A 26,869-nucleotide genomic window follows, 5' to 3' on the forward strand; every position below is an offset into this window, starting at 1 on the left:
GGGAGCAAGAAGTGCAGGTTCCGAACGATTATCTCGAACGCGTCTATGCCGGGGTGCTGGGCAAGCTGATCGGCGTCTATCTGGGGCGGCCTTTCGAAGGCTGGACCTACCAGAAGATCATGGATGAGCTGGGGCCCATAGAATATTTCGTGCATGAGCGGCTCAATCAGCCGCTTGTCGTCACCGACGATGACGTGGCGGGCACCTTCACCTTCATCCGGGCTCTCGAGGATTACGGGATCAAGCCCGACCTCAGCGCCGAGGAGATCGGCAAGGCCTGGCTCAACTACATCGTCGAGCAGCGCTCGATCCTGTGGTGGGGCGGCAATGGCAATTCGACCGAGCATACGGCCTGGCTGAACCTGAAGCGCGGGGTCGCCGCACCTGCGTCGGGCTCGATCGAGACCAACGGGCAGACGGTCGCCGAGCAGATCGGCGCCCAGATCTTCATCGACGGCTGGGCGCTTGTCGCTCCGCGCCAGCCCGAACTCGCCGCGCGCCTGGCAAAGGCGGCCGGCAGCGTCAGCCATGACGGCGAAGCCGTGTACGCGGCGATGCTGTGGGCGGCAATGGAGGCCGAGGCCTTTGCCTCTTCCGACATCGACCACTTGCTCGATACCGGCCTCAAGCAGATCCCCGCCGGCAGCCTGATCTCGAAGCTTATCGCCGATATCCGCGCCTGGCACCGGGAACATCCGGACTGGCGCGACACCCGCAAGCGGATCGAGGAGAAATACGGTTACGACAAATATCCCGGCAACTGCCACGTCGTGCCGAACCACGCTCTGATGGTGATGGCGGTGCTCTATGCTCCGCAGGACTTCCAGAAGGCGCAGATGATCGTCAACACGTCGGGCTGGGACACCGATTGCAATGCCGGCAATGTCGGCTGCCTGCTCGGCATCATGAACGGGCTCGCCGCCCTGGACGAGGGGCCGGACTGGCGTGGGCCGATTGCCGATCGGCTGCTGATCTCTTCGGCCGACGGCGGCAATTCGATCAATGACGCGGTGCGTACCGCATATTATCTCACCAATGTCGGCCTCCAGCTGGCGGGATCGCAGCAGCTCGAGGCGCCCAAGGGCGGCGCCCAATTCCATTTCTCGCTGCCCGGCAGCCGCCAGGGGTTCCGGCCACAGACCGGCCTCGGGCTTTCGAAAGGGCTGAGCGTCGGCAACCAGGAATTCGAGCGCAGCCGTGCGCTTGCCGTGCATTATGAGGCGCTCGGGCCCGGCCAGGTCGCAGCTGTCACTACGCCGACCTTCTCGCCGCGCGAGATGCTCGACATGCGCACTTACGACCTGATGGCGACGCCGCTGGTCTATTCCGGACAGGTGCTGAAGGCTCGCATTGTGGCACCCGCCGGCAACCGGTCGCCGGTCGAGGTCAGGCTGCGCGTGCGCGTCTATGACGAGCGCGATGAGCTGCGTGATGTGGACGGCGACGCCGTGACGCTCGAGGCCGGCACCGAGACTGTGCTCGAATGGCGCCTTCCGGAGTTCGGGGGACAGCCTATCGCCGAAATCGGCCTGGCATTCACCGGCACCGGCAAACGCGCCGATGGAACGCTCCTCCTCGACTATCTGCGCTGGGACGGCCCGCCGTCGCTGACCTTGCGCAGGCCCCCCGGTGACTGCGACTTCTGGCGCATGGCCTGGGTGAACGGGGCGAGTGTCTTCTCCAAGCGCTTTCCGCCGAGCTTCCGCATCTCTCAGGATCGCGGTGAAGGCATGATCTCGCACGGCACGCGGCAGTGGACCGATTACGAGGTGACGTCGGACATCGTCATCCATCTCGGCAACTATGGCGGCGTGGCGCTGAGGGTGCAGGGCCTGCGCCGCTACTACGGCGTGCGGGTGACGCGCGACGGCAAGCTGCAGATCGTCCGAATCCGCGATGAGGCGGAGAAGCTGCTCGCCGAAACCGCTCTGCCCCTGAACTTCGAAAGGAAACTGTCGTTCAAGGTCCGTGCCGAGGGTTGCAGCATCTCGGCAGTCGTCGACGGGATTTCACTGGCGGCCGAGGATCGCAGCGACGAAGCCTTCACCGACGGCGCCATCGGCCTGATCGTCCACGAGGGAGCTCTCTCGACCGACGCGATAAGCATCACAGGTTGAGGCTGTCGGGCACCCGCTGGAAGATGCACGGGCTCGCCGGCAGGCGGACTGAATTGACGCAGTAATGCGACAAATTAGCGCATCAAGAGCGCAAACTCGGGAAATCCACAGGCCTCCGTGAAAATATTCCGTCGCAAAACAAAGGGTTAGGGCCAGGCAAATATATTAGTTTCACTTAATCGAGCTCTGGAACTGCGACCGGAAATCAAGTTATGATACCCGAATCCCAAAGGGAACAAAACAAAAACATACCCCTTGGATATGCCGGGAGGAAACGGCATGGCTATAGCTATCGTGCTCGTACTGGTAGTGGCCGGCTCGGTTCTGTTTCATCTTCTGAGCCCGTGGTGGTGGACACCCATTGCCTCGAACTGGGATTATATCGACCACACCATCAGCCTGACCTTCTGGATCACCGGTTTTGTTTTCTCGGCCGTGGTCCTGTTCATGGCCTATTGCGTTTGGCGCTTCCGCCACCGCGAAGGGAACCGCGCCGCCTATCAACCGGAGAACAAGAGGTTGGAGTGGTGGCTGACAGTGGGCACGGCCGTCGGCGTCGCGGCGATGCTGATTCCGGGACTGTTCGTATGGAACGAATTCATCACTGTCCCGAAGGACGCGACCGAGGCCGAACTCGTCGGACAGCAATGGCAGTGGAGTTTCCGCCTGCCTGGCAAGGACGGCAAGCTTGGCTTGTCCGACGCGCGCTTCATTACTCCTGAAAATCCGCTGGGCGTCGATCCCAACGATCCGAACGGCAAGGACGATATCATCGTCCAGACGCCCGAATTGCATTTGCCGGTCGGCAAGCCCGTCAAGGTGCTGCTCCGTTCGATCGACGTGATACACGATTTCTACGTCCCGGAATTCCGAGCCAAGATGGACATGGTTCCCGGTTCGGTGAGCTATTACTGGTTCACGCCGACCAGGACCGGGACCTTCGAGGTTTTGTGCGCCGAGCTTTGCGGCCAGGGCCACCCGATGATGCGTGGCACGGTCGTGGTCGATACCGAAGCGGACTATACGGCCTGGCTCGGCCAGCAGCAGACATTCGCGCAGATGACGGCGCCCCAGAAGGTGGGCGCAGCGGACTGACCGAGGAGACGCGCCGGACGAAAGGGAGATTACCCGGCAAGGTCTGAAACGATCGGCCCGCCCCCTGAACAGGAGGTGTTGCAATGGTCGATGTCACGCACGGCGCAGCCATCCCGCCGGCCGAAGTCGCGGAGGTGGATCTTTACCACCCGCACAGCTGGTGGACGAAATATGTCTTCTCGCAGGATGCCAAGGTCATCGCCATTCAATATGCGTGCACGGCGCTGGGGATCGGCTTGGTCGCCCTGGTGCTGTCCTGGCTGATGCGCATTCAGCTAGGCTTCCCCGATACATTCTCCTTCATCACGCCCGAGGCCTACTACCAGTTCATCACCATGCACGGCATGATCATGGTGATTTACCTGCTCACCGCGCTGTTTCTCGGCGGCTTTGGCAACTACCTCATCCCGCTGATGGTCGGCGCCAGGGACATGGTATTTCCCTATGTCAACATGCTGAGCTACTGGGTCTATCTGCTCGCGGTACTGGTGCTGGTGTCCGGCTTCTTCGCGCCGGGCGGGCCGACCGGCGCCGGCTGGACGCTCTATCCGCCGCAGGCCATCACGGGCGGCACGCCTGGCGGCGCAGACTGGGGCATCATCGTGATGCTCGTCTCGCTCATCCTTTTCATCATCGGCTTCACAATGGGTGGCCTGAACTATGTCGTGACGGTGCTGCAGGCGCGCACGCGCGGCATGACGCTGATGCGTATGCCGCTCACCGTGTGGGGCATCTTCACTGCGACCGTCATGGCACTGCTCGCTTTCCCGGCGCTGTTCGTCGCCTGCGTCATGATGCTCATCGACCGCACGCTGGGCTCGAGCTTCTTCATGCCGGCCATTGTCGAGATGGGCGAGCAGGTTCCGACCAATGGCGGCAGCCCGATACTGTTCCAGCACCTGTTCTGGTTCTTCGGGCATCCCGAGGTCTACATCGTCGCGCTGCCGGCCTTCGGTATCGTCTCCGACCTGATCAGCGTTCATGCCCGGAAGAATATCTTCGGGTACCGCATGATGGTGTGGGCGCTCGTTGCGATCGGTGCGCTCTCATTCGTCGTATGGGCGCACCACATGTATGTCAGCGGCATGCAGCCCTATTTCGGCTTCTTCTTCGCCACCACCACGCTGATCATCGCGGTCCCGACCGCAATCAAGGTCTATAACTGGGTGCTGACGCTGTGGCGCGGGGACATCCATCTGACCATCCCGATGCTGTTCGCGCTAGCCTTCATCGTCACCTTCGTGAATGGCGGGTTGACCGGCCTGTTCCTGGGCAACGTGGTGGTCGATGTCCCGCTCTCGGACACCATGTTCGTGGTCGCTCATTTCCACATGGTGATGGGCATCGCTCCGATCATGGTTATCTTCGGAGCGATCTACCACTGGTACCCCAAGATCACCGGCCGCATGCTGGACGAGACGCTCGGCAGGTTCCACTTCTGGGTTTCCTTCCTCGGCGCCTACCTGATCTTCTTCCCGATGCACTATCTCGGACTGATCGGGGTCCCGCGCCGCTATGCCGAGATCGGCGATATGCACATCTTCCCGGCATCGGCGCATACGCTGAACGCCTTCATCAGCATCATGGCCTTCATCGTCGGCTTCGCCCAGCTGGTGTTCTTGTTCAACCTGATCTGGAGCATCCGCCACGGCAGGGAGGCCGGCGGCAATCCGTGGCGCGCTGCCTCGCTCGAGTGGCAGACGCCGGAGACTCCGCCCGGCCACGGCAATTTCGGCAAGGAACTGCCGGTCGTCTATCGCTGGGCCTATGACTACAACGTGCCCGGCGCCAAGGAAGATTTCATTCCGCAGAACGAGCCGGGATCCTACGGGGCATCGAGGGAGCACCGATGAGCGTCATCGTCGTATTCCTCGCCGTCATCGCCGGCATTTCCGGCTGGTGGCTGTCGCAGCAAAGGCTGATGTCGAAGCCGTGGCTGGAGCAGGGGGCAGTCGTCTTTCCAGGCACCGAATCCGGCTCCATGCCGGCGGCCAAGCTGGGGCTCGGCATCTTCCTTGCGGTTGTCGGCGCCCTCTTCGCGCTGGCCGCCAGCGCCTATTTCATGCGCATGGGCATCTCCGACTGGCGTCCCATGCCGGTTCCGAAAATCCTCTGGCTCAATACCGGCGTGCTGGCGCTCTCCAGCGTGGCGCTGCAATGCGCGCTGGTCGCGGCCCGCCGGCAACAATCGGATACGTTGAGGCTCGGCCTCGTCACATCAGGCATCACCGCGATCTGCTTTCTCCTCGGCCAGCTGATGGCGTGGCGCGAACTCGTCGACAACGGCTATCTGCTCACGGGCAATCCGGCCAACAGCTTCTTCTATCTGCTCACGGCCATGCACGCGCTTCATATTGTCGGCGGCCTGGTCGCGCTCGCCGTGACGACGTTCACTGCCTGGACGGTCGAATGGCGCACGGGGCGGCTCCGGCTCAAGGTCGAGCTATGCGCCATGTATTGGCATTTCCTGCTGTTCATTTGGATTGCCCTTTTCGTTCTCCTGAACGGATGGGCAGCGCGGTTTGTGGATATTTGCCGCCAGTTGTTGACTTAGGGAGGACCAACGGATGGCAGAAACGACCCTGACGAGCATTGGCACCGTGCGGCCCGACGGCCTGCGGGGCGTCGCCGCGGATTGGGCTTCCGACCAGCGGGCGTTCAAGAACGTCTCCTGGGGCAAGGCCATGATGTGGATCTTCCTGCTGAGCGACACGTTCATCTTCGGCTGCTTCCTGCTCTCATACATGACGGCGCGCATGTCGACGCGCGAACCGTGGCCGAACCCGAGCGAAGTGTTCGCGCTCAACATAGGCGGAACGGAGATTCCTCTGATCCTGATCGCCATCATGACCTTCGTGCTGATCTCCAGCAGCGGCACCATGGCGATGGCGGTGAATTTCGGCTACCGCCGCAACCGCAAAAAGACGGCGCTCCTCATGCTGGCGACGGCGGCGCTTGGCGCGACCTTCGTCTGCATGCAGGGGTTCGAATGGACGAAGCTCATCCTGGAGGGCGTGCGGCCGTGGTCGAACCCGTGGGGCGCAGCGCAATTCGGCTCATCCTTCTTCATGATCACCGGTTTCCATGGCACCCACGTCACGATCGGCGTGATCTTCCTCCTGATCACCGCGCGCAAGGCCTGGCGTGGCGATTTCGACGTCGGGCGCCGCGGCTTCTTTACGGGGCGCCGGGGCACTTACGAGAATGTCGAGATCATGGGGCTCTATTGGCACTTCGTCGATCTCGTATGGGTTTTCATTTTTGCATTCTTCTATCTGTGGTGAGAGGCAGACATGGCGGAAGCAGTCGTACACGGGCACGATCAGGTAGCCGCTACGCATGCAGCATCGGCAACCGCAATTGCGCAGACGGATGCCCACCAGGAGCACCCCATCAAGCTATATCTGGTGGTGTGGGGATGGCTGTTCATCCTCAGCACAGGCTCCTACCTCGTCGACTATTTCGGCCTTCAGGGCCTTCTCAGATGGTCGCTGATCATCGCCTTCATGTTGCTGAAGGCTGGCCTGATCGTCGCCGTGTTCATGCACATGGCCTGGGAACGGCTGGCGCTCGCCTATGCCATCATCGTGCCGCCGGTGCTGGTGCTTGTGTTCGTGACGATGATGGTGCTCGAATCGAACTACACGCTGCTTACCCGACTCACCTTCTTCGGGCATGGTCCCTGACGGCAGCTGGTTCGAACTCCGCGATCGGCCATTGCTGTTGACATGAAAAACCACGGGAGGAGAATGACCTCTCGCGTCAGTACGCGTCACCACTTAAGCAAAAGGGGCGCCTGAGATGACGATTGCACACAAGCTCAAGGACTATCTCGACGGGACGGGAATCTTCTACGACACCGTCGCGCATCACCGCACGGCCACCAGCAGGCAGTCTGCCGTGGCCGCGCATATACCCGGCGGCAGGATGGCCAAATCCGTGGTCGTGCACCATGAGCTCGGCTATGCACTGGCCGTGGTTCCCACCACGCACAGGATCGAATTCGGCGCCCTGCAGGAGGTCATGGACAAGCGCCTGGGACTCGCCTCGGAAGACGAGGTCAGCTCCCTTTTCGATGATTGCGATATTGGCGCGATTCCGCCGATCGGGGCTGCCTACGACGTGCCCGTGATCCTCGACGAAAGCATCGACGACGTCGAGGATGTCTATTTCGAAGGCGGCGATCACCGGACTCTGGTGCATGTCAGCGGTAAGGACTTCCGCAATCTGACAAAGGGTGCCGTTCGGGCCCGCTTCAGCCACATGGCTCTCTGATAAGCCTTTAAAGGTTGGCGCCGCTCCTCACCCTTACCTTCTCCCCGTGAAAAACGGGGAGAGGGGGCGGCAACGTCTCAGGAATCCCCTCTCCCCGTTTTTCACGGGGTGAGGGTGAGGGTGAGGGGCAGCGCCGGCGTCCGGCGAGTAGCACCTAAGGCAGCGGCTCCACGACCTTCCGGTAGACGTGCCAGGTCGCGTGGCCGAGGATCGGCAGCACGACAGCGAGGCCGGCAAACACCGGGAGCGACCCGATGATCAGGAGCACCGCCACGATCAACCCCCAGACGAACATCGGGATCGGGTTGGTCAGCACGGCGCGCACGGATGTGTGGATGGCCTCATAGGCACCAACATCGCGGTCGAGGAGCAGTGGGAAGGCGACCACCGTCGTGCAGAGCACGACCGCCGCAAAGACGAAGCCGACGGCATGGCCGAGCACGATCAGCGTCCAGCCTCGCTCGGTCGTGAAGACCTCGTGGAGGAAACTGGACAAGGATGCAGGCGGAGCCAGACCGAACACCTGCTGATAAAGCAGTTTTGCGGCGAGCAGCCAGGCGATGAAGATCGTAAAGAGCATGATCCCTACGGCGGCGATGGAAGGCAGCGCCGGCGAGTTCTTGACTTCGAACGCATGCGACCAGGAGGTGTCGAGCCCGAGCTCTCTTCTGCGGCTGATCTCATAAAGGCCGATTGCGGCAAATGGGCCGATCAGCGCGAAGCCCGATACCAGAGGGAAGAGCAGCGGCAGCGCATTGTTGCCCGACGTCCAGGCGGCCAGCACCACGCCGGCGAGCGGGTAGATCAGGCAAAGAAAGACGATATGAGACGGCTTGACCATGAAGTCGTCGACGCCACGCTTGAACGCGTCGATGAGGTCGGAAACGCTTATCTTTCGAACATGGATGTGTTCCAGCGTGTCGCTGGCGCCTGCAATCACGTGAAAGCTTGCCATTGACCACTCCTCCTAGACCGGGTCCAGTTGGGTCGCGGCTTATGGTTCTGCCGTTCAGCGTGATAGGTCACGCAAAACCGCGACCTTTAGCCACATCAGCATACTCCTCTGCGTGGGATTTGCCACCCGGGGGAGAACAAGATTCCGAACTGAAGGTCAGCGCGGCAAAGAGTTGCAGAGTTTCCGACACAATCCCGCGGCCATGACAAGTGCTGAAGCGGAGTGAATGGCTCCGCTCCAATGCAACCTGCTCCAGCCTTGCGGGGATATGCCGCGTCCTGGCGCGATAGCTCCCACAGATCTTATTCTATACGTTGATCTGGGCTCGGGCGTTAAGGTCATACCATGGACGTGAAAACGTTGCTCTTGCTAGGCATCGGCATGATGGTCCTGTTTCTGATCGGCCTTTGTACGGGGCCGTCGCAGTCCGCGGGCATGCCGCCTGACAGACAAATGACGCCTGTGATGCCCGCCTCACTAGGATCGAGGCGGGGCGAACCAAATCACGAGGTCAGCGCACGCGTCGCGATCGTGTCGATGAGCAGCGCGGCAAAAATCGCGAATAGATATAGGATCGAGTAGGCGAACAGCGCCTTGGCTCCTCTCTTGTCCACACCGGACGCGATCAGCACCCTCCATGCCCGCCAGATGAAGCCGGCGCCAAGACCCGCTGAAGCAAACCCGTAGAAGGCGCTTGCAAAACCCAGGACCCAGGGGAGCACACCGACCGGCGCAAGCAGCAGCGAGTAAGCGAAGATCTGTCTGCGGGTGGAAGCCTCGCCCGCGACGTTCGGCATCATCGGAATGCCTGCCCGGGCATAGTCGCCGACCTTGAACAGCGCGAGCGCCCAGAAATGCGGCGGCGTCCACAGGAAGACGATCAGGAAGAGCACGAGGCTCTCGATCCCGACGCCGTTGGCGGCCGCCGCCCAGCCGACGACCGGCGGCAAGGCACCGGCGGCCCCCCCGATGACGATGTTTTGCGGGGTCGAGCGCTTCAGCCACATCGTATAGACGACGACATAGAAGAAGATCGTGAAGGCGAGCAGCGACGCGGCGAGCCATCCAGCCAGCATTTCGAGCAGCATGACGGAAACGGTGGCGGTGAGCAGTCCGAAGTTGAGGGCTTCTTCAGACGTCACTCGACCCGACGGGAGCGGCCGCTGCGACGTGCGCGACATCATCGCGTCGATATCCATATCGTACCACATGTTGAGCGCACCGGCTGCTCCGGCACCGAGCGCAATAGCGGCGATCGCGACCATCGCAACGGCCGGATTGAGCACACCGGGCGCCGACACCATGCCGACGAAGGCTGTGAAGACGGCAAGCGCCATCACGCGTGGCTTCATGAGGGCGAAGAGATCGGACAGCGTCGCACCGGAGAGGGCGACGTCAATGTCACTGAGGCGACGTTTCCCGATCAGCACTTCCTGAGCACTTCCGGACCACAGGCTACGGCGGCAGCCTATCCAGCCCGCAGCGCATTTGCAACGTGGCGGCACGCCCGCACTGATCCACAGCCTGTAGCTGTGCCCGCCTGAGATGCACGAATGGCGGCAACCTCTGCACGGATTGCCGGCATCCCGAACGAAACGCGACGTGTGTCGCACAAGACGCGGCGACTGGTGTCGACAAAACGAAGAGAAAAGCTTCAGTTGAGGCGCTCTCCGACGTGCTTCCGTTATCAGCCTGCGCAAAGCCGCTATGTTTCTTCTTGCGGCTATTTTATATGGAAACCGGTTCAAAAGGACCGAAATACAAAAAACGGGGAATTGGGGTTTCTATGGCAAGTTTCGAATTCGGTGGTCCGCCGACAGGTGATGCCGCCCTCGATTTGCTCACTGAATGCGAACAACAATTGCTTCCTGTCGTGCATGAAATTGTACAATCGGCGGTAGCGGTAGGCTGGAACGAGGAAGATGTTCTTCTCGCGTTGGTAGAGCTTTCATGGAATATGTATGAAAAGCGCTACGATCCCTGAGAAAGACCGTCGGAAAACCTCGAGGATCACCTCTCGCAGCGCCCTAGAATCGCCCGGTTAAGAGCCCGCCTTCTCACTCGTGTCGACGACTTCGAAGTCATGCGTGATCGCGGCCGTCTTCGCGAGCATTGCCGATGCTGAGCAGTACTTCTCGATCGACAGCTCGATCGCTCGCTGCACCTTCCCGGGCGCCAGCCCTCGGCCCTTGACCACGAAATGCATATGGATGCGCGTGAACACCTTCGGGTCCTTTTCGGCACGCTCGGCGTCCAGCTCGACCACGCAATCATCGACCGACTCGCGGCCCTTTTCGAGGATATGGACTACGTCGAAGGCCGAGCAGCCGCCTGTGCCCATCAGCACGAGTTCCATAGGGCTTGGTCCCGGCGTTGCGCCCTCGGTTCCATGGGCGGTTCCGAACACTAGCTTATGTCCGCTACCGGACTGGCCAACAAACGTCCGGTCTTCCACCCATTTGATCCGTGCCTTCATCGACGTCGTCTCCTCGTCTGCATCGATTGTCCTTCCAGCCCCACTGCGCTCGGCAATGCTGGGCGTTGCATTCATCAGGTAATTCGACCTGAATAAGCCAGCCCTATATGAGGAGCGCGGAATCGAGATGCCGTCTCCCCATCTGACGCTCTCTACATGGGCGGGGACAAGCCGGGCAAGTTACGGCCGAGCATCACGGCGCGTGGCGGCCCGGCCTGACGCTGGGGGCGGCCAGGAGCCTGGGTGCCGTCTCGGCAACCTCTCCGGGACGCAGTGGCATGGCCACAATCGGCTGGGCCGGTGCTTGGGATGCAGGGCCACGACACGCCCGACCAGAGCGATGGCTCCTGAACGTGTTCTGCCTAGCTTAGCCCGACAACTTCGCCGGCGGCATCGAGGCGACAGCCTACTTGCGACTGGCGCACCTCGACGCCTCCTTGCCTTGCATACTGCACGCGCACCTGGAGTGGTGCAACGGCGCCGCGGCGCCGGGCACGCAGCGGACCAGAACTGGCGGCGTCCACATGCACGACGCCATAAGGCCTTGCGGCTGTCGTAATCGCCTCGATGCAGGCGCGAACGACGGCGTCGGGAGTGCCCGGTATCGGGTTCAGTGCGGCCTGCATTGGATAACCATAGGTCAAAGTCCCATCCTCAGGCCGGAGGCTTTGCGGCAGCTCGATGTCGCGTCCACCTCCGGCGAAGCTCTTCGGAGGGGTTGTCGACGGCGTTGCAGGGGGCGGATCTTCTGGGGGCGGTGCTGCGCTGGGTTGCGCGACGGGGCCGTCGGGCTTCGGTACTGGGGAAGAAGCTCCCGTACTATTTCCCGGGGAAGAAGTTCCTGCGCTATTTTCTGGAGTATCCCCGGACGAGCCTGCCCCCGCGCTAGCACCCTGAGCGGAGTTGTCGCCCTCGGACGCCCCGGCGCCGGCACTGTTTCCCGAAGTGGAGGGACCGACATCGCCATTGGATCCGGCGCCCGCGTGATTTCCAGAGTTGGAGTGACTGGCATCGCCGTTGGACGCTCCGGCTCCTGCGCTGTTTCCCGCATTGGGGTGACCGGCGTCGCCATTGGACGATCCTGCCCCCGCGCCATTTCCCGGATCGGGAGAACCGGGGTCGCCATTTGGCGACCCGGCCGAGCCGGAACTGTCGCCAGCGGACGCTCCAGCTCCTACCCCATTGCCCGAGGGGGAGCTGTCGACACCGAAGGATCTCGCGCCCGGCCCATTCCCCGAGACGGAGTTGTCGCCGCCGGACGATCTGGCCCCATTGCCCGAGGCGGAGCTGTCACCACCGGCCGATCTGCCGCCGCCACCATTCCCTTGACCTGAATGCCCCCCGCCGTGATCGGACGATCTGCCTCCGCCACCGCCGCCCCCGCTGGAGTGCCCTCCGCCACCTCCGCTGGAGTGCCCCCCGCCACCCCCGCTGGAGTGACCTCCGCCACCGCCGGAATGCCCTCCACCGCTCCCGCTGGAGTGACCTCCGCCACCGCCGCCATGACCGGACGATGCGGCGCGCGCACTGAAGTCCGTGGACGCGCCCTCGATGGCCACCGCAGCTCCCGTGGCGACTGCAATCAACAATGTGAAAGCGATAGACTTGCGCATCCGATTTCCTTTCTGCTCGCCGGTCGAGTCAAGAAAGCGTCCATGCGGTCCGGCCTTGGCTACAGGGGGCTGTCGGCTGGCGGTCGTCTTGGAACCAAGCCTTGGGGCAACATGATCGATTTCTTGCGAGCGGGCTGCGGCTTGCGAGCGGGCTGCGTCAATTCGCGAAGTTGGACTTCGCGGACTGTTCGCGGCTCCGCTCGAGGGGCCGGCGTTGGGACGGGTGCGCTTGCAGGTGCTTCCGGCTGGCTGGCCGTATTATCTGGGTTGGGCTCACGCTCTATGCTCGCAGTGTAGCGCTCGCCACGAGCCTTGAGGCTCCGATTTTCCTCGCGCGCCGAAGCGAGATCGCGGGCCAGACCATTGGCCCTGTCGCGCTCTCCTTGCAAAGCATCGCGCGACAGGGCCGCGGCTCTGGTTGCTTCCTCGCCTGCCGCCATTGCTCCGTCGCGCTCCCGGCGAGCAGCATCCAGATCACGTTCGAGGCTGGCGATCTTTTGCCGCTCCTCGCCGAGCGCTTGCCTCGTCTCTGCCAACGAAGCCTCGCCGGCCTGCCGGCTCTTGACGGCATCGGCCTGCCCGGCTGCGGCCCGAGCAGCATTGGCCTGCAAATTCTCGATCGACCGGCGCGCCGTAGCGAGATCCTGTTCCAGGCGGGTGCTCTTTTGCCGCTCCTCCTCGAGAGCTTGCCGCGTCTTCGCCATCGACGCCTCGTCAGCCTGCCGGCGCTTGGCGGCATCAGTCTGGTTGGCTGCGGTCTGCGCAGCATTGGCTTGCAAATCCTCGATGGACCGGCGCGCCGCAGTGAGATTCTGTTCAAGGCGAGCGTTTTTTTGCCGCTCCTCGTCGAGAGCTTGCCGCGTCTTCGCCATCGACGCATCGCCAGCCTGCCGGCTCTTGGCGGCATCGGTCTGGCTGGCCGCAGCCTGCGCAGCATTGGCCTGCAAATCCTCGATCGACCGGCGCGCCGCAGCGAGATCCTTTTCAAGGCGGGCGCTCTTTTGCCGCTCCTCGTCTAGAGCTTGCCGTGTCTGCGTTAGTGACGCATCACCAGCCTGTCGGCTTTTGGCAGATTCGGCTTGCTCGGCAGCAGCCTGCGCCGCGTTCGCCCGCAATTCCTCGATCAATTGGCGAGCCGCGGCGAGATCATGGGCTAGACCCGCGGCCTTGTCGCGCTCCTTCTCCAGCGCTTCGCGCGATGCCGCCCCAATCTTGGCCGCTTCTTCTCCTGCGGCCTGTGCTCCGTCGCGTTGCCGGAGGGCAGCTTCGAGGTCATGTCCGAGCTGTCCGCTTTTTTGCCTTTCCTCTTGAAGCGCTTGCTGCGCCTTCGCGAGCGATGCATCGCCAGCCTGCCGGCTCTTGGCAGCTTCGGTCTCCAAATCCGCGGCTGATTGGCGTGCGGTTGCAAGATCATGCTGCAGGCGAGCGTTGGTTTGCCGCTCCTCGTCAAGCGCCAGCTTCGTCTGAGCCAGCGAGGCCTCGCCGGCATGCCGCCTTCTGGCGGCATCGGTCCGATCGGCTGCAGCGGCCGTCCGCAAATCGGCGATCGACCGGCGCGCGGTCTGGAGTTCGCGCTCCAAACGTCCGCTCTTTTGCCGCTCCTCGTCAAGCGCCTGCTGCGTCTGGGCCAGCGAAGCCTCGGCCGCCTGCTGGCTCCTGGCGGCATCGTCCCGATTGGCAGTAGCGGCCGCCTGCAAATCGGCGTTCGACTGGCGGGCAGCTTCAAGGTCGTGCTCGAGACGCCCGCTCTTCTGCCGCTCCTCGTCAAGGGCTTGCTTCATCTGCGCCAGCGAGGCCTCGCCGGCCTGCCGGCTGTTCACTGCATCGTTCTGCTCGGCTGCAGCCCGCGCAGCATTTGCCTGCAGATCCGCGAGCGACCGGCGCGCCGCCGCGAGATCGTCTTCGAGGCGCCCGTTCTTTTGCCGCTCCTCGTCAAGCGCTTGCTTCGTTTCCGCCAGCGAGGCTTCGCCGGTTTGGTGATTTTTCGCGGCGGTGGCCTGCTCGGTTGCCGCGCGCGCAGCATTCGCCTGCAAATCATCGATTGACCGCCGTGCCGCGGCGAGATCTTGTTCGAGGCGCCCGCGCTTTTGCCGTTCCTCGTCAAGCCCGCGCCTGGTCTCGGCCAGCGAAGCCGCGGCTTCCTGGTGGGCTCGAACGGCTTCGGCTTTCAAGCGTTCGACTTCCGATCGCGCGGTTTTCAGATCTCTCGCCAGCCCTTCGGCTTTCTGCCGCTGCTCTTCCAGGGCATGTTCCTGCGCAGTCTTGCTCTCGGAGATCGCCCGCATTTGCGCACCCGCGCTGTAGGCGGCACGGCGCATGGCGTCGAGCGCCTGCCGCGCCGCCCGCTCCCGCTCCAGCGCTTGCCGGAGAGCGGGATCTGGTGCCTGGCCGCTGACGTCCTCTTGCGGTGCCGGCGCGTGCTTGTCGCCATCGAGGCGATCCGCAGCCGTGGGCGCCCCCTGCCGTTCGACGGTAACCTCCGCACGGATACCGCTTCCGTTCTGGAAACGGCTGGCAATCTGCCCCGCCAGCTCGAAGTCCCGCAGACCCGCTGCCGGAACGGGACCTATAACCGGAAGGTTGAGCGTCCCGGCCTTGTCGATCGTGAATGCTCCGTTTAGCCTTGAGACGGCCAGCACGTAGTCGGACGGCGCGGCTCGGTCGGGCAGGGTGATGTGGAGTTCGATCGTATCGTTAGAGCGAAGGTGGGTGTCTGCGTCCGCGCAGTGGCCGATCTCCGGGGATCCGAGCAACGTCAGAAAGAGGCAGAACTGAATGAGCCCCAGCGCATTCGGCCGAACAGTGCGCAGCGGCTTCCGGACACACCCGACGCGTAAGCAAGATAGTGCGGTGCGGATCACATTTCGCGGGAGATGAGTTTTGAACGTGTCGTGGTCGCGCGCCCTTGGCGCCCTTGACAGCACAAGATTGCGACAACCCGATTTGCAGTCTCGCATGTTAACGTCCCGAGCGTCCTCCAGCCGCACAGATCACTCCGCGCAGATCATTCCCCGGGACAGGTCCCACAGCATCCTGGGCTGGAGGGGTAGCTAGGTCACGAAACCGTGTGGTCAACTATCCGCGCCGCATCGGATCACGTAAGATGTTGTGCGTGGATGTTTCCTCGCCCGATCCTCGCTCAGCCACGCGCAACCGCGCGAGGCGGAATTCGTTGGGCTTTCACAGGTGGCGCGGGCCATATCCCGGCAGGCCGTTCGGTGCGCGAGCTTGAGAACTGGCCGGGCGAGGATCAATTGCATTCATACCGCGTTAGCATTTCGAGGATGACAGACATTCTCTGCACTGTTGAACAGCGCATGGTGAACAGCTCTCGGCAGAATCCAGACAAGGAGATAGAAGACCTGCTTTGCCAGGTGTCACCGCAAAGTCGCTGACGGGCTCAGACCTTTTGAATTTCATCGTGTTCGCGCGCGGCTGCCACCAAGCCAGTGAGGCGGCTCGGCGGAATGGAGATGAACAGCACGCCGGGCTCATGCACGCCATGGGCAGGATCTTCTATGGAAGGCGGTCGAAGCATTTAGCGAACTCGTAGCCGGGAATTTGCCCGATCACTCTGCGGCGCGGCTCCAGTAATAGCCCGCAATCCATTTTCCCCCCGTGACCGGCCCGCGCCTCGTGGCAATGCGTCGTTCAGCCAAGTGGTCTCAGAAGGAATTGGCGAGGCGGGCCGAAGTTCACCCCAAAACGGTCAAATACTGGAAAGGCAGGAGGGGCCGATAGGCGGCCACGCTCCTTGCAAATTTCTCAAGGCAGCGCGGCCGTGCGGATCACCGTCGAATCCGTTTTATCGCCGATCCATGTTCCAGCCGCTTCAAAGGCTCAGAAGATTTGCGGCGCCAAAACGCGAACCGGCACACCCTGCAAGAATCGCACAGTACCCGGCAAGAAGCGATGCCGTTTGCATGGGGGGCTATCGACCTGGCCGAAGACTCTCGAAGGCCGGGAGCGCATCAGCACGCTGGCACCGATGGCACTGCATGCCCGCGGAATCCGGTTGCGCCGATATATTTTTAGCCGCTGAAAACAGAGGCGAAACTATAGGAGGCCGTCGCTAGGGAGCGAGGCATCGTGGTGCGCTGCCGAACGTCGCCCAACTGACGATACCAAACTCAAGACTAATCTACTGATTGGACCCTACTGGCTTCGCAATCATAGCGCGAAGAATTTGGGGAACTATCTCTTCGGCGCCGTAGACAGAGAGGTGATTCACATCTGTGTAGAGGACATGCCCGTCTTTATCGGCCAGTCGGCAGTGCTCGTTGGGACAAATCGTGTCGACAGGATTGACCAATGAAACGTCGAGCTTAGTGGATGCGGCAAACCGCTCGAAGGCCCGTTGGAACACCGGAAACTCATCCAGATTTGGGGCCGGACATGGCAATTCGAGGTAGTTCGGCCGGTCGTAGCACGCCAAGTTTGTATCGGGTGCTCTTCCCAAGAATACAATCCGACCGGTAAAGCCTGCATACCTATTTCCGATATCTTGTAAAATGGCATCGTAGAACGCATCGGGATTTTCAAATTTGACAGCAATACCGTCCCTGTGGAGAGAATACCAATAACCAGACCAAAGCTGCCCGACGATGATGTTGGAGTATGTCTTAGTCTTTTGCCATTCCTCCAGAGTCGCTCTTGCTCGGTCGCATCTGCGAGTGAGCTTGTCAGAGACTGGACTCACGCTGGTCATGCTTGCGCCGAAAAAGCAGGAGGGCGAATATGCGAGCAAGAAATGCACGCGCGACCCGGCAAGCATGTCCAGCGCCTTAGTGTACTGATCGACGTGGGAGTCGCCGACGACTAACACATTCGGCCTGCCGGACGTGCCGAATTCGCAGGGCTCATCGCATCCGATGCTGCCCCGGGCGAGTCTCGAAACTTTGGTCGTCATATCTTCTAGCCGCTGACCGCTGGTGTGCTTGGTTCGCATATCGAAAGTGCTGGCGGCGACACGGCTGGCCGGCACAGTGAGCATTGCCGCAACCGACACGCACAATGCGAGTGCAACATATCGTGCGAAGGACGCGGGGCCCGTGCGAAATGGCACCTCGACGGCGCTGTACATGGCGGCTGCGAGAGCGATCGACAGTCCGGCAAGGACAGTGGCCTGCGCGCGAGTGAGCGGAGCGAACTGGAAATACTCGGTGAATACGATCAAGGGCCAGTGAACGAGGTAAATCGAATAGCTGATCCGTCCGATATAGGCCGAAATCGGATTTCTGAGTAACCATCCCCCGAGCCGCGCCTGTCCACCAAAGATCACCAGCGCCGCGCCCGTGCACGGAAGCAGGGAATTCAATGGGTCAAACAACATGTTCGCTCTGAAGTACATCACGGCATAGGCAATACCGACCAGACCGACAAGCAAGATTACTTCCTGAGCAATCTGATTCCGCAGTGGCCGCAGCCAGAGAAGAAGCGCCCCACAGGCAAATTCGAAGACGCGGAACGGCATGTTGTAGAAAATCGTCGCCCTACCATCGGCGATGTACGGCCCGAGGAACGTGTGGCCGAGGCCAGCCACATCGCCGTCTTCGAACGCAAGGTTGGCAAGCAGGCTCAAGAAGCCCCCGGCTAGGATCAGCCAAGGCAGCCCGCGACGCCACAAGACAAACCCCAGAACGATAAAGGCCGGCCAGAGCGCGTAGAACTGCCATTCGACACTCAGCGACCACGTGTGAAGGAGCGGTTTCAGCCGTGCCGAAATATCGAAGTAGTCGCTTTCCCTCCAAAATCGGATGTTGGAAACGCCGAGTGCGGCATCGCGCGCGCTGCCGGCATAGGCCTGAAGATGCTCGGGAGTGAACAGCACGATTGCGATGACCGAGGAGAGGCCAATCGTCGTAAACAAGGCTGGAAGAAGTCGGCGCGCACGGCGGGCGTAGAAATTGGCAAAATCAAAGACGCCACCCTCCAAGTCAGCCTTGATGATGCCTGTTATTAGATAGCCGGAGATGACAAAGAAGACATCGACGCCAACGAAGCCACCGGTAAAGCCTCTAAAACCCAGATGATAAAGAAGCACTGACAAAACTGCGGCTGCACGCAGTCCATCGATATCCGGGCGATATTTCATTCAATTTGCTTGCGGCCGGCCCCGGCTGTGGTTCAAAGCACAGGAGACAAGAGAATTCAAGCGCGGTGTCATATGTTCGTAAATGCAAAGAACGGCAGCGGCAGGAAGAAATCGCATCCAAGTTGAACGAGCTTGGAACAAAGCGCCTTCTGATCGCCCGAGATGATCAGATACGCCGTCTTGTCGCGCGCTGGTGTTGCATGCCAGTGAATCCGGTCGCGACGGTATAATTTTTAATGGCTGAAAACAGTAGCGAAACTAAGACCCCATGAGCGAAGATTTTCCGCGCATCAACACGCGAGAGGGCGAAAGGGGGGAATTGCCATTATTAAGGTTCTCCAGCGGCTTAGCTTCCACCCCCTTGGGGTCTTAGCATACTGGACATTTTTGCCACTCACACACGCGGGCGTGTGCGTGCGGGTCATAGGGTGATAGGCCCGGTACAGCGTAAGATACCAGTCAGTTCGTCTTCGGCTGAAGTATCAAAGGGTTAGGCATTCAGATCGAGGGCTTAGGCATATTTAAATAGCCCTGTTGGGGTGCCGGAAACAGCCGGCCTGGCTGTCAAAAGCGCAATAATCGACCGCGAAGTTATAGACTTCGAAAGGGATGGCCGGCCCACCATCGACGCGTTCCGCGCGGCCCTTTCGTCGGATCTTCAGCGGCTCGTCTTCGTCGCCTTCGATCTACTCTTTTTGGACGGCCAGGACTTGCGTGGCCTTGTGCAAGTCGAGCGGCGCGAGCGGCTTGCTGCGCTCATTGGACGTGAGGCTGACGGCGAGTCGGGTATTGGCAACATGTGGGCGCCCGAACGCGTGACGGTGCAGTGACTACCGCGGCAACACCTTGCTTATCATGGGGCCAGCACTCCAGCTGAGTATCATGGGGCCAGCTCTCCAGCTGAGGCTCCCCGCTTTTTTCGGGGTCTTGTGCCTTCGCCTTGGGTATGTTGCCGCGGGCCTCGGGGAGGCCTTCCTCAAACAGCGCCAGGCGGGCGTCACAAAAAGTCAAGCCCCTTGCCTGCCCAACGGGCAGTGCGGTGCGTTCAAGTGGGGAGATAGGTGGGGATGGAACAGGTAAGTTCCAGATTCCCTAATCATATCAGAACGATAGAGTGAAACTGGTGGAGCCAAGGGGAGTCGAACCCCTGACCTCTTGAATGCCATTCAAGCGCTCTCCCAACTGAGCTATGGCCCCACGCCCGGCCTTCAAGCCGGCGCCGTTTCCGGCGAAGAGGTCCGGAGAGGCGTCGCCGCCGCTCCGTTCGTGGGCGGCTTCTAACCCCGCCCTTTTTGAATATCAAGCCCCGCGCCATGCTGATTTTGGCGCGGGGTGAAAGTAGCGTCAGGTCGTGCCGTCTGCCGGCTCAAACCTCGTCTTCGTCGTCGCCCACGCCGATGATGCCGGAGACGTCGTCGTCTTCCTCTTCCTCTTCCTCGAGGAAGGTGTCGTCATCATCGTCGCCGAGGTCTACGTCGACATCGTCGTCAATGTCCGGCACGTCGTCGCCCTTCGATTCCTCGTCGGCCTCTTCGAGCGTGACGATCTCCGGGCCTTCCTCCTCGGCGTCGAGCTCCTTCTGCTCCACCTCTTCCTCTTCCTCGATCGAGTTCGAGGAGCCGCTTTCGAAGTAAGAACGCGGGTAGGAGATGCCCGTATAGGGCGATACGATCGGATCCTTGTTCAGATCGTAGAATTTCCGACCCGTCTCGGGGTCGATGCGCTTTATGCCAAGCTCGGGTTTTGCCACTTTTTGCCTCGTCGAAAAAGTTTGGTCCCCTTAATCGCAGATTGAATGGGTGTCAAAGCCAAAAAAAGGCGCAAAAGCAGCCCTTTCAGCTGGGGCGGTCCACATCCCGTGAAGGGATGACCGGCGTGAAAACCCATGATAGGAGACCGGCCGACAATTGGGGCCTGGCACGCCCGAAATCAATCTCGGAAGGATGAAATGATGTCGCACGCTGAAGAGGCAGTACCCGCGACAGCGCGCCGCTCGCCGCCTCTGGCCGGCGTTGCGCGCGTTCCCGGCGACAAGTCGATCTCCCACCGCTCCATGATGTTCGGCGGGCTCGCCTCGGGCGAGACGCGGATTTCCGGCCTGCTCGAGGGCGAGGATGTGATGCGCACCGGCGCGGCCATGCGGGCGATGGGGGCCAATATAGAGAAGCGTGGCGCCGAATGGGTGATCCGCGGCACCGGCAACGGCGCGCTGCTCGAGCCCGAGGCCCCGCTCGATTTCGGCAATGCCGGCACGGGCTCACGCCTCACCATGGGCCTGGTCGGCGCCTATGACATGGAGACGACCTTCATCGGCGACGCCTCCCTGTCGAAGCGGCCGATGGGCCGTGTGCTCAACCCCTTGCGCGAGATGGGCGTGCAGGTGCTGAAGGCCGCGGAGGGCGACCGCATGCCGCTCACGCTGCGTGGACCTAGGCAGACCGCGCCGATCACCTATCGCGTGCCGATGGCGTCGGCGCAGGTGAAATCCGCCGTGCTGCTCGCCGGCCTCAACACGCCGGGCATCACCACTGTCATCGAGCCGGTCATGACGCGCGACCACACGGAGAAGATGCTGAAGGGCTTCGGCGCCAATCTCGAGGTGGAGACGGACAAGGACGGCGTGCGCCAGATCCGCATCGAAGGGCAGGGGAGCTTGACCGGCCAGACCATCGCGGTGCCGGGCGACCCGTCCTCTGCCGGTTTTCCGCTGGTCGCAGCCCTCGTGGTGCCGGGCTCCGACATCACAATCGAAAACGTGCTGATGAACCCGACCCGCACCGGGCTCCTGCTGACGCTGCAGGAGATGGGCGGCAACATCGAGGTGCTCAATCGGCGCAATGCCGGCGGCGAGGATGTCGCCGACCTGCGCGTGCGCGCCTCGGAGCTGAAGGGCGTCACCGTCCCGGCGCCGCGCGCGCCCTCGATGATCGACGAATATCCGGTCCTTGCCGTCGCGGCCTCCTTCGCCGAGGGCGAGACGCTCATGCAAGGGCTCGACGAACTGCGCGTCAAGGAATCCGACCGCCTCGCGGCGACCGCAGCCGGCCTCAAGGTGAACGGCGTCGACTGCACGGAGGGCAAGGACTGGCTCTCTCTTCGCGGCCAACCGGGCGGCAAGGCGCTGGGTGGCGGAACGGTTGCTACGCATCTCGATCACCGCATCGCCATGGCGTTCCTGGTCCTGGGGCTGGCGACGGAGAAGCCGGTCACCATAGATGACCAGGCGATGATCGCGACGAGTTTCCCGGAGTTCATGGGGCTCATGGCGGGGCTGGGGGCGGAGATTGAGGTGGTCGAATAGGCTTTCTGGTTGATGTTGCAGCCCACGTTGCCCCCCTCTGTCCTGCCGGACATCTCCCCCACAAGGGGGGAGATTGCCAGCTTCGATGCCGGCTCTTCTCCATCGGCGCCGACGATTGGCGAAACCGCCAATGACGGCCCAATCTCCCCCCTTGTGGGAGGAATGTCCGGCAGGACAGAGGGGGGCGCCACAGAGCACCGCCGGTCACCGGGTAGCGATCGGCTGACTACCTCAAACGAGGGGGCATCTTGACAGTCACCCCCCTCACTATCGCCATCGACGGCCCGGCCGCTTCCGGCAAGGGCACGCTGGCGCGCCGGCTCGCCGACTACTACCACCTTCCCTATCTCGACACCGGGCTCACCTATCGCGCGGTCGCGCATATGCTCGTCACCAGGGGCTGGCCGCTGGACGATGAGGCGCATGCGATCGAGGCGGCCCGGCTTGTCGATCTTTCCGGTCTGGACCGCGAGCTTCTGTCGGCGCATGAGGTGGCCGATGCGGCCTCCCGTGTCGCGGTCATCCCCGAGGTGCGGCGCATCCTGGTCGAGAAGCAGCGCGGCTTTGCCGCGGGGCCGGCGGGCGCCGTGCTCGACGGCCGCGATATCGGGACGGTGGTCCTGCCCGCTGCCGACGCCAAGCTTTATATAACGGCGAGCGCCGAGGTGCGTGCCGCGCGGCGCCTGCGCGACATCGAATCCCGTGGTGGCAGGGCCGATCTCGCCGAGATACTTGCCGACATCAGGCGGCGTGACGAGCGCGATACCGGACGCGCGGATTCGCCCTTGAAGCCCGCCGCCGATGCGCACTTGCTCGACACTTCCGAAATGTCTATAGAAGCCGCGTTTCAGGCGGCCAAGGCGATCGTGGAAGATGCCGTCGCTGCCCGGGACAAGGCCCGACACACCGGCTGATCGCGATGCTCCGCCTGGCGGATGTGGTCGCCAAGGCCCATATGTCGGACCAGAACCAGCCTGTAAGCATTCTCGCGCCGGACCGCCGCGACCAAAGTTGAAGCGGCAACAGGGCTTTTCAGCCCAGAATGCAGAGCAGGCAAACGCAACGCTAACCCACGGCGCCGGCCCCGCAATGACGGGGCTTTCCAGGAGAACAAATGTCAAATTCCAATCCATCGCGCGACGATTTCGCCGCGCTTCTCGAAGAGTCCTTTTCCGACGGCCATTCGGGCGAGGGCCAGGTCGTGCGCGGCACGATCACCGCGATCGAAAAGGACATGGCCATCATCGATGTCGGCCTGAAGGTCGAAGGCCGCGTCCCGCTGAAGGAGTTCGGCGCCAAGGCCAAGGACGGCCAGATGAAGGTCGGCGATACGGTCGAGGTCTATGTCGAGCGTATCGAGAATGCGCTGGGCGAAGCGATGCTGTCGCGCGAGAAGGCGCGCCGCGAGGAGAGCTGGGTCCGCCTCGAAGAGAAGTTCAACAAGGGCGAGCGCGTCGAAGGCATCATCTTCAACCAGGTCAAGGGCGGCTTCACCGTCGATCTCGATGGCGCCGTGGCGTTCCTGCCGCGCAGCCAGGTCGACATCCGGCCGATCCGCGACGTCACCCCGCTGATGCACAACCCGCAGCCCTTCGAGATCCTCAAGATGGATCGCCGCCGCGGCAACATCGTGGTGTCGCGCCGCACCGTGCTCGAGGAGAGCCGCGCCGAGCAGCGCTCGGAGATCGTGCAGAACCTCGAGGAAGGCCAGGTGGTCGAGGGTGTGGTCAAGAACATCACCGATTACGGTGCGTTCGTCGACCTCGGCGGCATCGACGGCCTGCTGCACGTCACCGACATGGCGTGGCGCCGCGTCAACCATCCGACCGAGATCCTCAACATCGGCCAGACGGTCAAGGTGCAGATCATCCGCATCAACCAGGAGACGCACCGCATCTCGCTCGGCATGAAGCAGCTCGAGAGCGATCCGTGGTCCGATATCGGCACCAAGTTCCCGCTCGGCAAGAAGATCCGCGGCACGGTCACTAACATCACCGACTACGGCGCCTTCGTGGAGCTGGAGCCGGGCATCGAGGGCCTGATCCACGTCTCCGAGATGTCGTGGACGAAGAAGAACGTGCATCCCGGCAAGATCCTGTCGACCAGCCAGGAAGTCGACGTCGTGGTGCTCGAGGTCGATCCGGCCAAGCGTCGTATCTCGCTCGGTCTCAAGCAGACGCTGGAGAACCCGTGGGAGGCGTTTGCCCGCAACCATCCGGTCGGATCGACCGTCGAGGGCGAGGTCAAGAACAAGACCGAGTTCGGCCTGTTCATCGGGCTCGACGGCGATGTGGACGGCATGGTGCACCTCTCCGACCTCGACTGGACCCGTCCGGGCGAGCAGGTCATCGAGGAGTATCAGCGCGGCCAGGTCGTCCAGGCCAAGGTGCTCGACGTCGACATCGAGAAGGAACGCATCTCGCTCGGCATCAAGCAGCTGCAGCGAGATGCGGCGACCGGCGCTGCGGCCGGCGGCGAGCTGCGCAAGAACGCCGTCGTCACCTGCGAGGTCACCGGCATCAAGGATGGCGGCATAGAGGTACGGCTCGTCGAGTCCGGCCTCGATTCCTTCATCAAGCGCTCCGACCTGTCGCGCGACCGCGACGAGCAGCGTCCGGAACGCTTCGCTGTCGGCCAGAAGGTCGATGCGCGCGTCATCGCCTACGACAAGAAGACACGCAAGGTGCAGGTCTCGATCAAGGCGCTGGAGATCGCCGAAGAGAAAGAGGCGGTGGCCCAGTACGGCTCGACCGACTCCGGCGCTTCGCTCGGCGACATCCTCGGCGCCGCGCTCAAGAACCGCGACAAGTAAGCCTCTGCGGTAGAAGCCGCGGATTGCAAGATACGAAACCCGCCGGAGTGATCCGGCGGGTTTTTTCATGGGCGCGGCTGGTACAGAGCTTACAGAAGGTGGCGCCCTACGTCGCCCCCCTCTGTCCTGCCGGACATCTCCCCCACAAGGGGGGAGATCGGACGGCCGCTTTGATTTCGCCAACCGTCAGCGTTGGCGATTGGCGAAACCCAAAGTGACAGCCAATCTCCCCCCTTGTGGGGGAGATGTCCGGCAGGACAGAGGGGGGTACTGTCCCGCCGACCTATCCGTCCTAGAGCACTGCCGGTCCTCCCGATTGGCGCGACCGTCCGACCTGCCCTAGATGATAGCTCCAAAGGAGTCTCCCGCCATGCCCGCCATCAGAACCACCACGCTCCCCACCGGCGAGGCCGTGCCCGTCCTCGGCCAGGGCACCTGGTACATGGGCGAGGATTCCAGCCGGCACGGTGAAGAAGTAGCGGCGCTGAGGCTCGGCATCGATCTCGGCATGACCCTCATCGATACGGCGGAGATGTATGCCTCCGGCGGCGCCGAGAGGGTGGTCGCCGATGCGGTCGCCGGCAGGCGCGACGAGGTCTTCATCGTCAGCAAGGTGCTGCCGTCCAATGCCTCGCGCCACGGCGTCGAGTCCGCCTGTGAAAGGAGCCTCGTTCGTCTGAAGACCGACGTCATCGACCTCTATTTGCTGCATTGGCGCGGTTCGGTGGCGCTCAGTGAGACGGTCGAAGCCTTCGAGGCACTCAAGGCGGCCGGCAAGATCCGGCATTGGGGCGTCAGCAATTTCGATACCGACGACATGGAGGAATTGCTTGCGCTTCCTGCGGGCAGCGCCGTGCAGACGAACCAGGTCCTCTACAATCTCGGCCGGCGAGGCATTGAGCACGACCTGATCCCATGGTGCCGGACGCGCCGCATTCCGATCATGGCCTATTCGCCGGTCGAGCAGGGGAGCCTCGCGACCAGTTCGCGGCTAGCGGATGTGGCGCGCCGACACGGCGCATCGCCTGCGCAGATCGCCTTGGCCTGGACGATGCGGCATGACGGCGTGATCGCCATCCCCAAGGCGAGCCGTCCTGAGCACGTACGTGACAACCGGGCCGCACTCGACATCGACCTGACGGCCGAAGATCTCACCGAGCTCGATCGTCTCTTTCCGCCGCCGCGCAGCAAGCAGCCGCTGGAGATGATCTGAGCGGGGGGCCCTCAGGCAAGGTGGCGATCACCTCGGCGGCACGACAGGCATGGGAGGAGCGGCTTCGAGCTTGCTCGCGGCGAAAGGCGCCAAGGTCGCGACCGGCGACCTAAAAGCAAAGTGCTCTCTATAGCTTCGCGCGGCTGATGATCTCGTCCGTGTTCTTGAGGAGCTTGCGCACGGCAATGCGGGCGGCATCCGGGCGCTGCTGCCTGACCGCCTTCTCGATCTTCTCATGGAGCGCCTGCGCAAGCTGCAGGTCGTTGACCTCGCGGGTCACGAACACGAAAAGCTGGCTGAACGCCCTTTCGATCAGCACGCCGAGCGGCACCAGAAGCTCGTTGCCGGAGGCTCTCAATATTGCGAGGTGGAAGCGCGTGTCGGCGGCCGTCCGCTCGGGCAATGTCTCAGCCATGCCCATCTCGACGCAGGCCTTGGTGATCTCGGCCATCTGCTCTTCGCTGCGCCGCTCGGCCGCAAGCGCGGTCGCCTCGGGCTCGATGATGTAGCGGAATTCCTGCACCGTCTTCAGGAATGCCTCGCGGTTCGGTGCGGCCGAGTACCAGCTCAGCACGTCGCGATCGAGCAGGTTCCAGCGCTCGCGGGGTTCGACCCAGCTGCCGACCTTTGGCCGCGAGGCGAGCAGGCTTTTCGCCATCAGCATCTTGATCGCCTCGCGCACCGCCGAACGGCTTACGTCGAAGGTCTGCGACCACTGCTGCTCGTTCGGAAGGATCGTGCCGGGAGGATAGTCGCCCCGCACGATGCGTTGACCGATCTCGGTGGCGAGCGAGGCGTGAACGCTGGTCCCCGCGATCCGGTCGGCGCCCGAACGCCGCCGGGTCAGGAGAGTTTCGCCCGTAACGCTTGCGCGGGCTGGAGGCGCTTTCAATTTCCTGTCGTTCATCTTTTCCCCGC

The 26,869-nt window shown here is 62.4% G+C and carries 22 protein-coding genes and 1 tRNA gene; 14 read left to right on the forward strand and 9 right to left on the reverse strand.

What is annotated here, in order from left to right:
- Positions 1-11 precede the first annotated feature (11 nt).
- From SAZ10_RS28985 to SAZ10_RS29015, 7 genes are all read left to right on the forward strand, one after another.
- Positions 12-2,117, forward strand: a complete 2,106-nt coding sequence (locus SAZ10_RS28985; protein ID WP_318612935.1) for an ADP-ribosylglycohydrolase family protein — start codon at positions 12-14, stop codon at positions 2,115-2,117.
- Between the two features lie 279 nt (positions 2,118-2,396).
- Positions 2,397-3,212, forward strand: coding sequence for a cytochrome c oxidase subunit II (locus SAZ10_RS28990; RefSeq protein ID WP_318612936.1), 816 nt, complete (start codon positions 2,397-2,399; stop codon positions 3,210-3,212).
- A gap of 83 nt (positions 3,213-3,295) precedes the next feature.
- Positions 3,296-5,065, forward strand: coding sequence for a cytochrome c oxidase subunit I (gene ctaD / locus SAZ10_RS28995; RefSeq protein WP_318612937.1), 1,770 nt, complete (start codon positions 3,296-3,298; stop codon positions 5,063-5,065).
- Positions 5,062-5,766 (forward strand): cytochrome c oxidase subunit 3, encoded by a 705-nt coding sequence (locus tag SAZ10_RS29000; RefSeq protein ID WP_318612938.1) that lies wholly within the window; start codon positions 5,062-5,064, stop codon positions 5,764-5,766. The genes ctaD and SAZ10_RS29000 overlap by 4 nt, the downstream gene beginning before the upstream one ends.
- Positions 5,767-5,779: 13 nt before the next feature.
- Positions 5,780-6,496: a heme-copper oxidase subunit III family protein gene (locus tag SAZ10_RS29005; RefSeq protein WP_318612939.1), complete on the forward strand. Its 717-nt coding sequence runs from the start codon at positions 5,780-5,782 to the stop codon at positions 6,494-6,496.
- Positions 6,497-6,505: 9 nt separating this feature from the next.
- Positions 6,506-6,898 (forward strand): cytochrome C oxidase subunit IV family protein, encoded by a 393-nt coding sequence (locus tag SAZ10_RS29010; protein WP_318612940.1) that lies wholly within the window; start codon positions 6,506-6,508, stop codon positions 6,896-6,898.
- 115 nt (positions 6,899-7,013) lie between these two features.
- The gene (locus SAZ10_RS29015; protein ID WP_318612941.1) at positions 7,014-7,487 is read left to right on the forward strand and encodes an aminoacyl-tRNA deacylase; all 474 of its coding nucleotides are present in this window, start codon (positions 7,014-7,016) and stop codon (positions 7,485-7,487) included.
- A 154-nt stretch (positions 7,488-7,641) separates the two neighbouring features.
- Here the strand turns inward: SAZ10_RS29015 and SAZ10_RS29020 are convergent, their stop codons facing one another.
- Both SAZ10_RS29020 and SAZ10_RS29025 read right to left on the reverse strand, forming a co-directional pair.
- Positions 7,642-8,442: a DUF2189 domain-containing protein gene (locus tag SAZ10_RS29020; protein ID WP_318612942.1), complete on the reverse strand. Its 801-nt coding sequence runs from the start codon at positions 8,440-8,442 to the stop codon at positions 7,642-7,644.
- 503 nt (positions 8,443-8,945) lie between these two features.
- Entirely contained in the window at positions 8,946-9,872 is a 927-nt protein-coding gene (locus SAZ10_RS29025) for a heme o synthase (RefSeq protein ID WP_318612943.1), read from the reverse strand.
- Positions 9,873-10,174: 302 nt separating this feature from the next.
- Here SAZ10_RS29025 and SAZ10_RS29030 point away from each other — a divergent pair, with 302 nt between their 5' ends.
- The gene (locus SAZ10_RS29030; RefSeq protein ID WP_318612944.1) at positions 10,175-10,426 is read left to right on the forward strand and encodes a hypothetical protein; all 252 of its coding nucleotides are present in this window, start codon (positions 10,175-10,177) and stop codon (positions 10,424-10,426) included.
- A 57-nt stretch (positions 10,427-10,483) separates the two neighbouring features.
- On the opposite strand, the gene SAZ10_RS29035 is transcribed toward SAZ10_RS29030, so the two are convergent.
- The 3 genes from SAZ10_RS29035 to SAZ10_RS29045 all read right to left on the reverse strand — a co-directional run bounded on the left by SAZ10_RS29035 (position 10,484) and on the right by SAZ10_RS29045 (position 15,284).
- Positions 10,484-10,918, reverse strand: coding sequence for an OsmC family protein (locus tag SAZ10_RS29035; protein WP_318612945.1), 435 nt, complete (start codon positions 10,916-10,918; stop codon positions 10,484-10,486).
- Between the two features lie 362 nt (positions 10,919-11,280).
- Positions 11,281-11,562, reverse strand: a complete 282-nt coding sequence (locus SAZ10_RS29040; RefSeq protein ID WP_318612946.1) for a hypothetical protein — start codon at positions 11,560-11,562, stop codon at positions 11,281-11,283.
- 1,028 nt (positions 11,563-12,590) lie between these two features.
- On the reverse strand, positions 12,591-15,284 hold the full coding sequence (locus SAZ10_RS29045) for a polysaccharide biosynthesis/export family protein (RefSeq protein ID WP_318612947.1): 2,694 nt from the start codon (positions 15,282-15,284) through the stop codon (positions 12,591-12,593).
- 1,028 nt (positions 15,285-16,312) lie between these two features.
- Between SAZ10_RS29045 and SAZ10_RS33660 the strand changes: the two genes are divergently transcribed.
- The gene (locus SAZ10_RS33660; RefSeq protein ID WP_412535316.1) at positions 16,313-16,573 is read left to right on the forward strand and encodes an HGGxSTG domain-containing protein; all 261 of its coding nucleotides are present in this window, start codon (positions 16,313-16,315) and stop codon (positions 16,571-16,573) included.
- A gap of 99 nt (positions 16,574-16,672) precedes the next feature.
- On the opposite strand, the gene SAZ10_RS29050 is transcribed toward SAZ10_RS33660, so the two are convergent.
- Positions 16,673-18,625, reverse strand: a complete 1,953-nt coding sequence (locus SAZ10_RS29050) for an acyltransferase family protein (protein ID WP_318612948.1) — start codon at positions 18,623-18,625, stop codon at positions 16,673-16,675.
- Positions 18,626-19,164: 539 nt separating this feature from the next.
- On the opposite strand from SAZ10_RS29050, the gene SAZ10_RS29055 reads away from it, so the two are divergent.
- Positions 19,165-19,455: a hypothetical protein gene (locus SAZ10_RS29055; RefSeq protein WP_318612949.1), complete on the forward strand. Its 291-nt coding sequence runs from the start codon at positions 19,165-19,167 to the stop codon at positions 19,453-19,455.
- A gap of 291 nt (positions 19,456-19,746) precedes the next feature.
- Here SAZ10_RS29055 and SAZ10_RS29060 read toward each other — a convergent pair.
- Together SAZ10_RS29060 and SAZ10_RS29065 are read right to left on the reverse strand one after the other, a co-directional pair.
- Positions 19,747-19,822 (reverse strand) — tRNA-Ala (locus SAZ10_RS29060).
- Between the two features lie 169 nt (positions 19,823-19,991).
- On the reverse strand, positions 19,992-20,375 hold the full coding sequence (locus SAZ10_RS29065) for a TIGR02300 family protein (protein ID WP_318612950.1): 384 nt from the start codon (positions 20,373-20,375) through the stop codon (positions 19,992-19,994).
- 201 nt (positions 20,376-20,576) lie between these two features.
- Here SAZ10_RS29065 and aroA point away from each other — a divergent pair, with 201 nt between their 5' ends.
- The 4 genes from aroA (at position 20,577) to SAZ10_RS29090 (ending at position 25,951) form a co-directional block, all read left to right on the forward strand.
- Positions 20,577-21,926: a 3-phosphoshikimate 1-carboxyvinyltransferase gene (gene aroA / locus SAZ10_RS29070; RefSeq protein ID WP_318613003.1), complete on the forward strand. Its 1,350-nt coding sequence runs from the start codon at positions 20,577-20,579 to the stop codon at positions 21,924-21,926.
- Positions 21,927-22,174: 248 nt separating this feature from the next.
- On the forward strand, positions 22,175-22,840 hold the full coding sequence (cmk, locus tag SAZ10_RS29080) for a (d)CMP kinase (protein WP_318612951.1): 666 nt from the start codon (positions 22,175-22,177) through the stop codon (positions 22,838-22,840).
- A gap of 200 nt (positions 22,841-23,040) precedes the next feature.
- Complete coding sequence (gene rpsA, locus SAZ10_RS29085; protein ID WP_318612952.1) at positions 23,041-24,738, forward strand: 30S ribosomal protein S1; 1,698 nt, start codon at positions 23,041-23,043, stop codon at positions 24,736-24,738.
- Positions 24,739-25,108: 370 nt separating this feature from the next.
- Positions 25,109-25,951, forward strand: a complete 843-nt coding sequence (locus tag SAZ10_RS29090; protein WP_318612953.1) for an aldo/keto reductase — start codon at positions 25,109-25,111, stop codon at positions 25,949-25,951.
- Positions 25,952-26,078: 127 nt separating this feature from the next.
- Here SAZ10_RS29090 and SAZ10_RS29095 read toward each other — a convergent pair whose 3' ends face one another.
- A complete protein-coding gene (locus SAZ10_RS29095) occupies positions 26,079-26,858 on the reverse strand; it encodes a FadR/GntR family transcriptional regulator (protein WP_318612954.1) in 780 nt (259 codons plus the stop codon).
- Positions 26,859-26,869: the final 11 nt, after the last annotated feature.

Origin of the sequence: Mesorhizobium sp. BAC0120, from assembly GCF_033542235.1 — a bacterium.
Classification (GTDB): domain Bacteria; phylum Pseudomonadota; class Alphaproteobacteria; order Rhizobiales; family Rhizobiaceae; genus JAWRCU01.

Bases quoted from the DNA above. Each gene is read 5' to 3' on its own strand.
- SAZ10_RS28990 (WP_318612936.1), top strand. From the start codon at position 2,397: ATGGCTATAGCTATCGTGCTCGTACTGGTAGTGGCCGGCTCGGTTCTG.
- ctaD (WP_318612937.1), top strand. From the start codon at position 3,296: ATGGTCGATGTCACGCACGGCGCAGCCATCCCGCCGGCCGAAGTCGCG.
- SAZ10_RS29000 (WP_318612938.1), top strand. From the start codon at position 5,062: ATGAGCGTCATCGTCGTATTCCTCGCCGTCATCGCCGGCATTTCCGGC.
- SAZ10_RS29005 (WP_318612939.1), top strand. From the start codon at position 5,780: ATGGCAGAAACGACCCTGACGAGCATTGGCACCGTGCGGCCCGACGGC.
- SAZ10_RS29010 (WP_318612940.1), top strand. From the start codon at position 6,506: ATGGCGGAAGCAGTCGTACACGGGCACGATCAGGTAGCCGCTACGCAT.
- SAZ10_RS29015 (WP_318612941.1), top strand. From the start codon at position 7,014: ATGACGATTGCACACAAGCTCAAGGACTATCTCGACGGGACGGGAATC.
- SAZ10_RS29020 (WP_318612942.1), bottom strand. From the start codon at position 8,442: ATGGCAAGCTTTCACGTGATTGCAGGCGCCAGCGACACGCTGGAACAC.
- SAZ10_RS29030 (WP_318612944.1), top strand. From the start codon at position 10,175: ATGGAAACCGGTTCAAAAGGACCGAAATACAAAAAACGGGGAATTGGG.
- SAZ10_RS29035 (WP_318612945.1), bottom strand. From the start codon at position 10,918: ATGAAGGCACGGATCAAATGGGTGGAAGACCGGACGTTTGTTGGCCAG.
- SAZ10_RS29050 (WP_318612948.1), bottom strand. From the start codon at position 18,625: ATGAAATATCGCCCGGATATCGATGGACTGCGTGCAGCCGCAGTTTTG.
- aroA (WP_318613003.1), top strand. From the start codon at position 20,577: ATGTCGCACGCTGAAGAGGCAGTACCCGCGACAGCGCGCCGCTCGCCG.
- rpsA (WP_318612952.1), top strand. From the start codon at position 23,041: ATGTCAAATTCCAATCCATCGCGCGACGATTTCGCCGCGCTTCTCGAA.
- SAZ10_RS29090 (WP_318612953.1), top strand. From the start codon at position 25,109: ATGCCCGCCATCAGAACCACCACGCTCCCCACCGGCGAGGCCGTGCCC.
- SAZ10_RS29095 (WP_318612954.1), bottom strand. From the start codon at position 26,858: ATGAACGACAGGAAATTGAAAGCGCCTCCAGCCCGCGCAAGCGTTACG.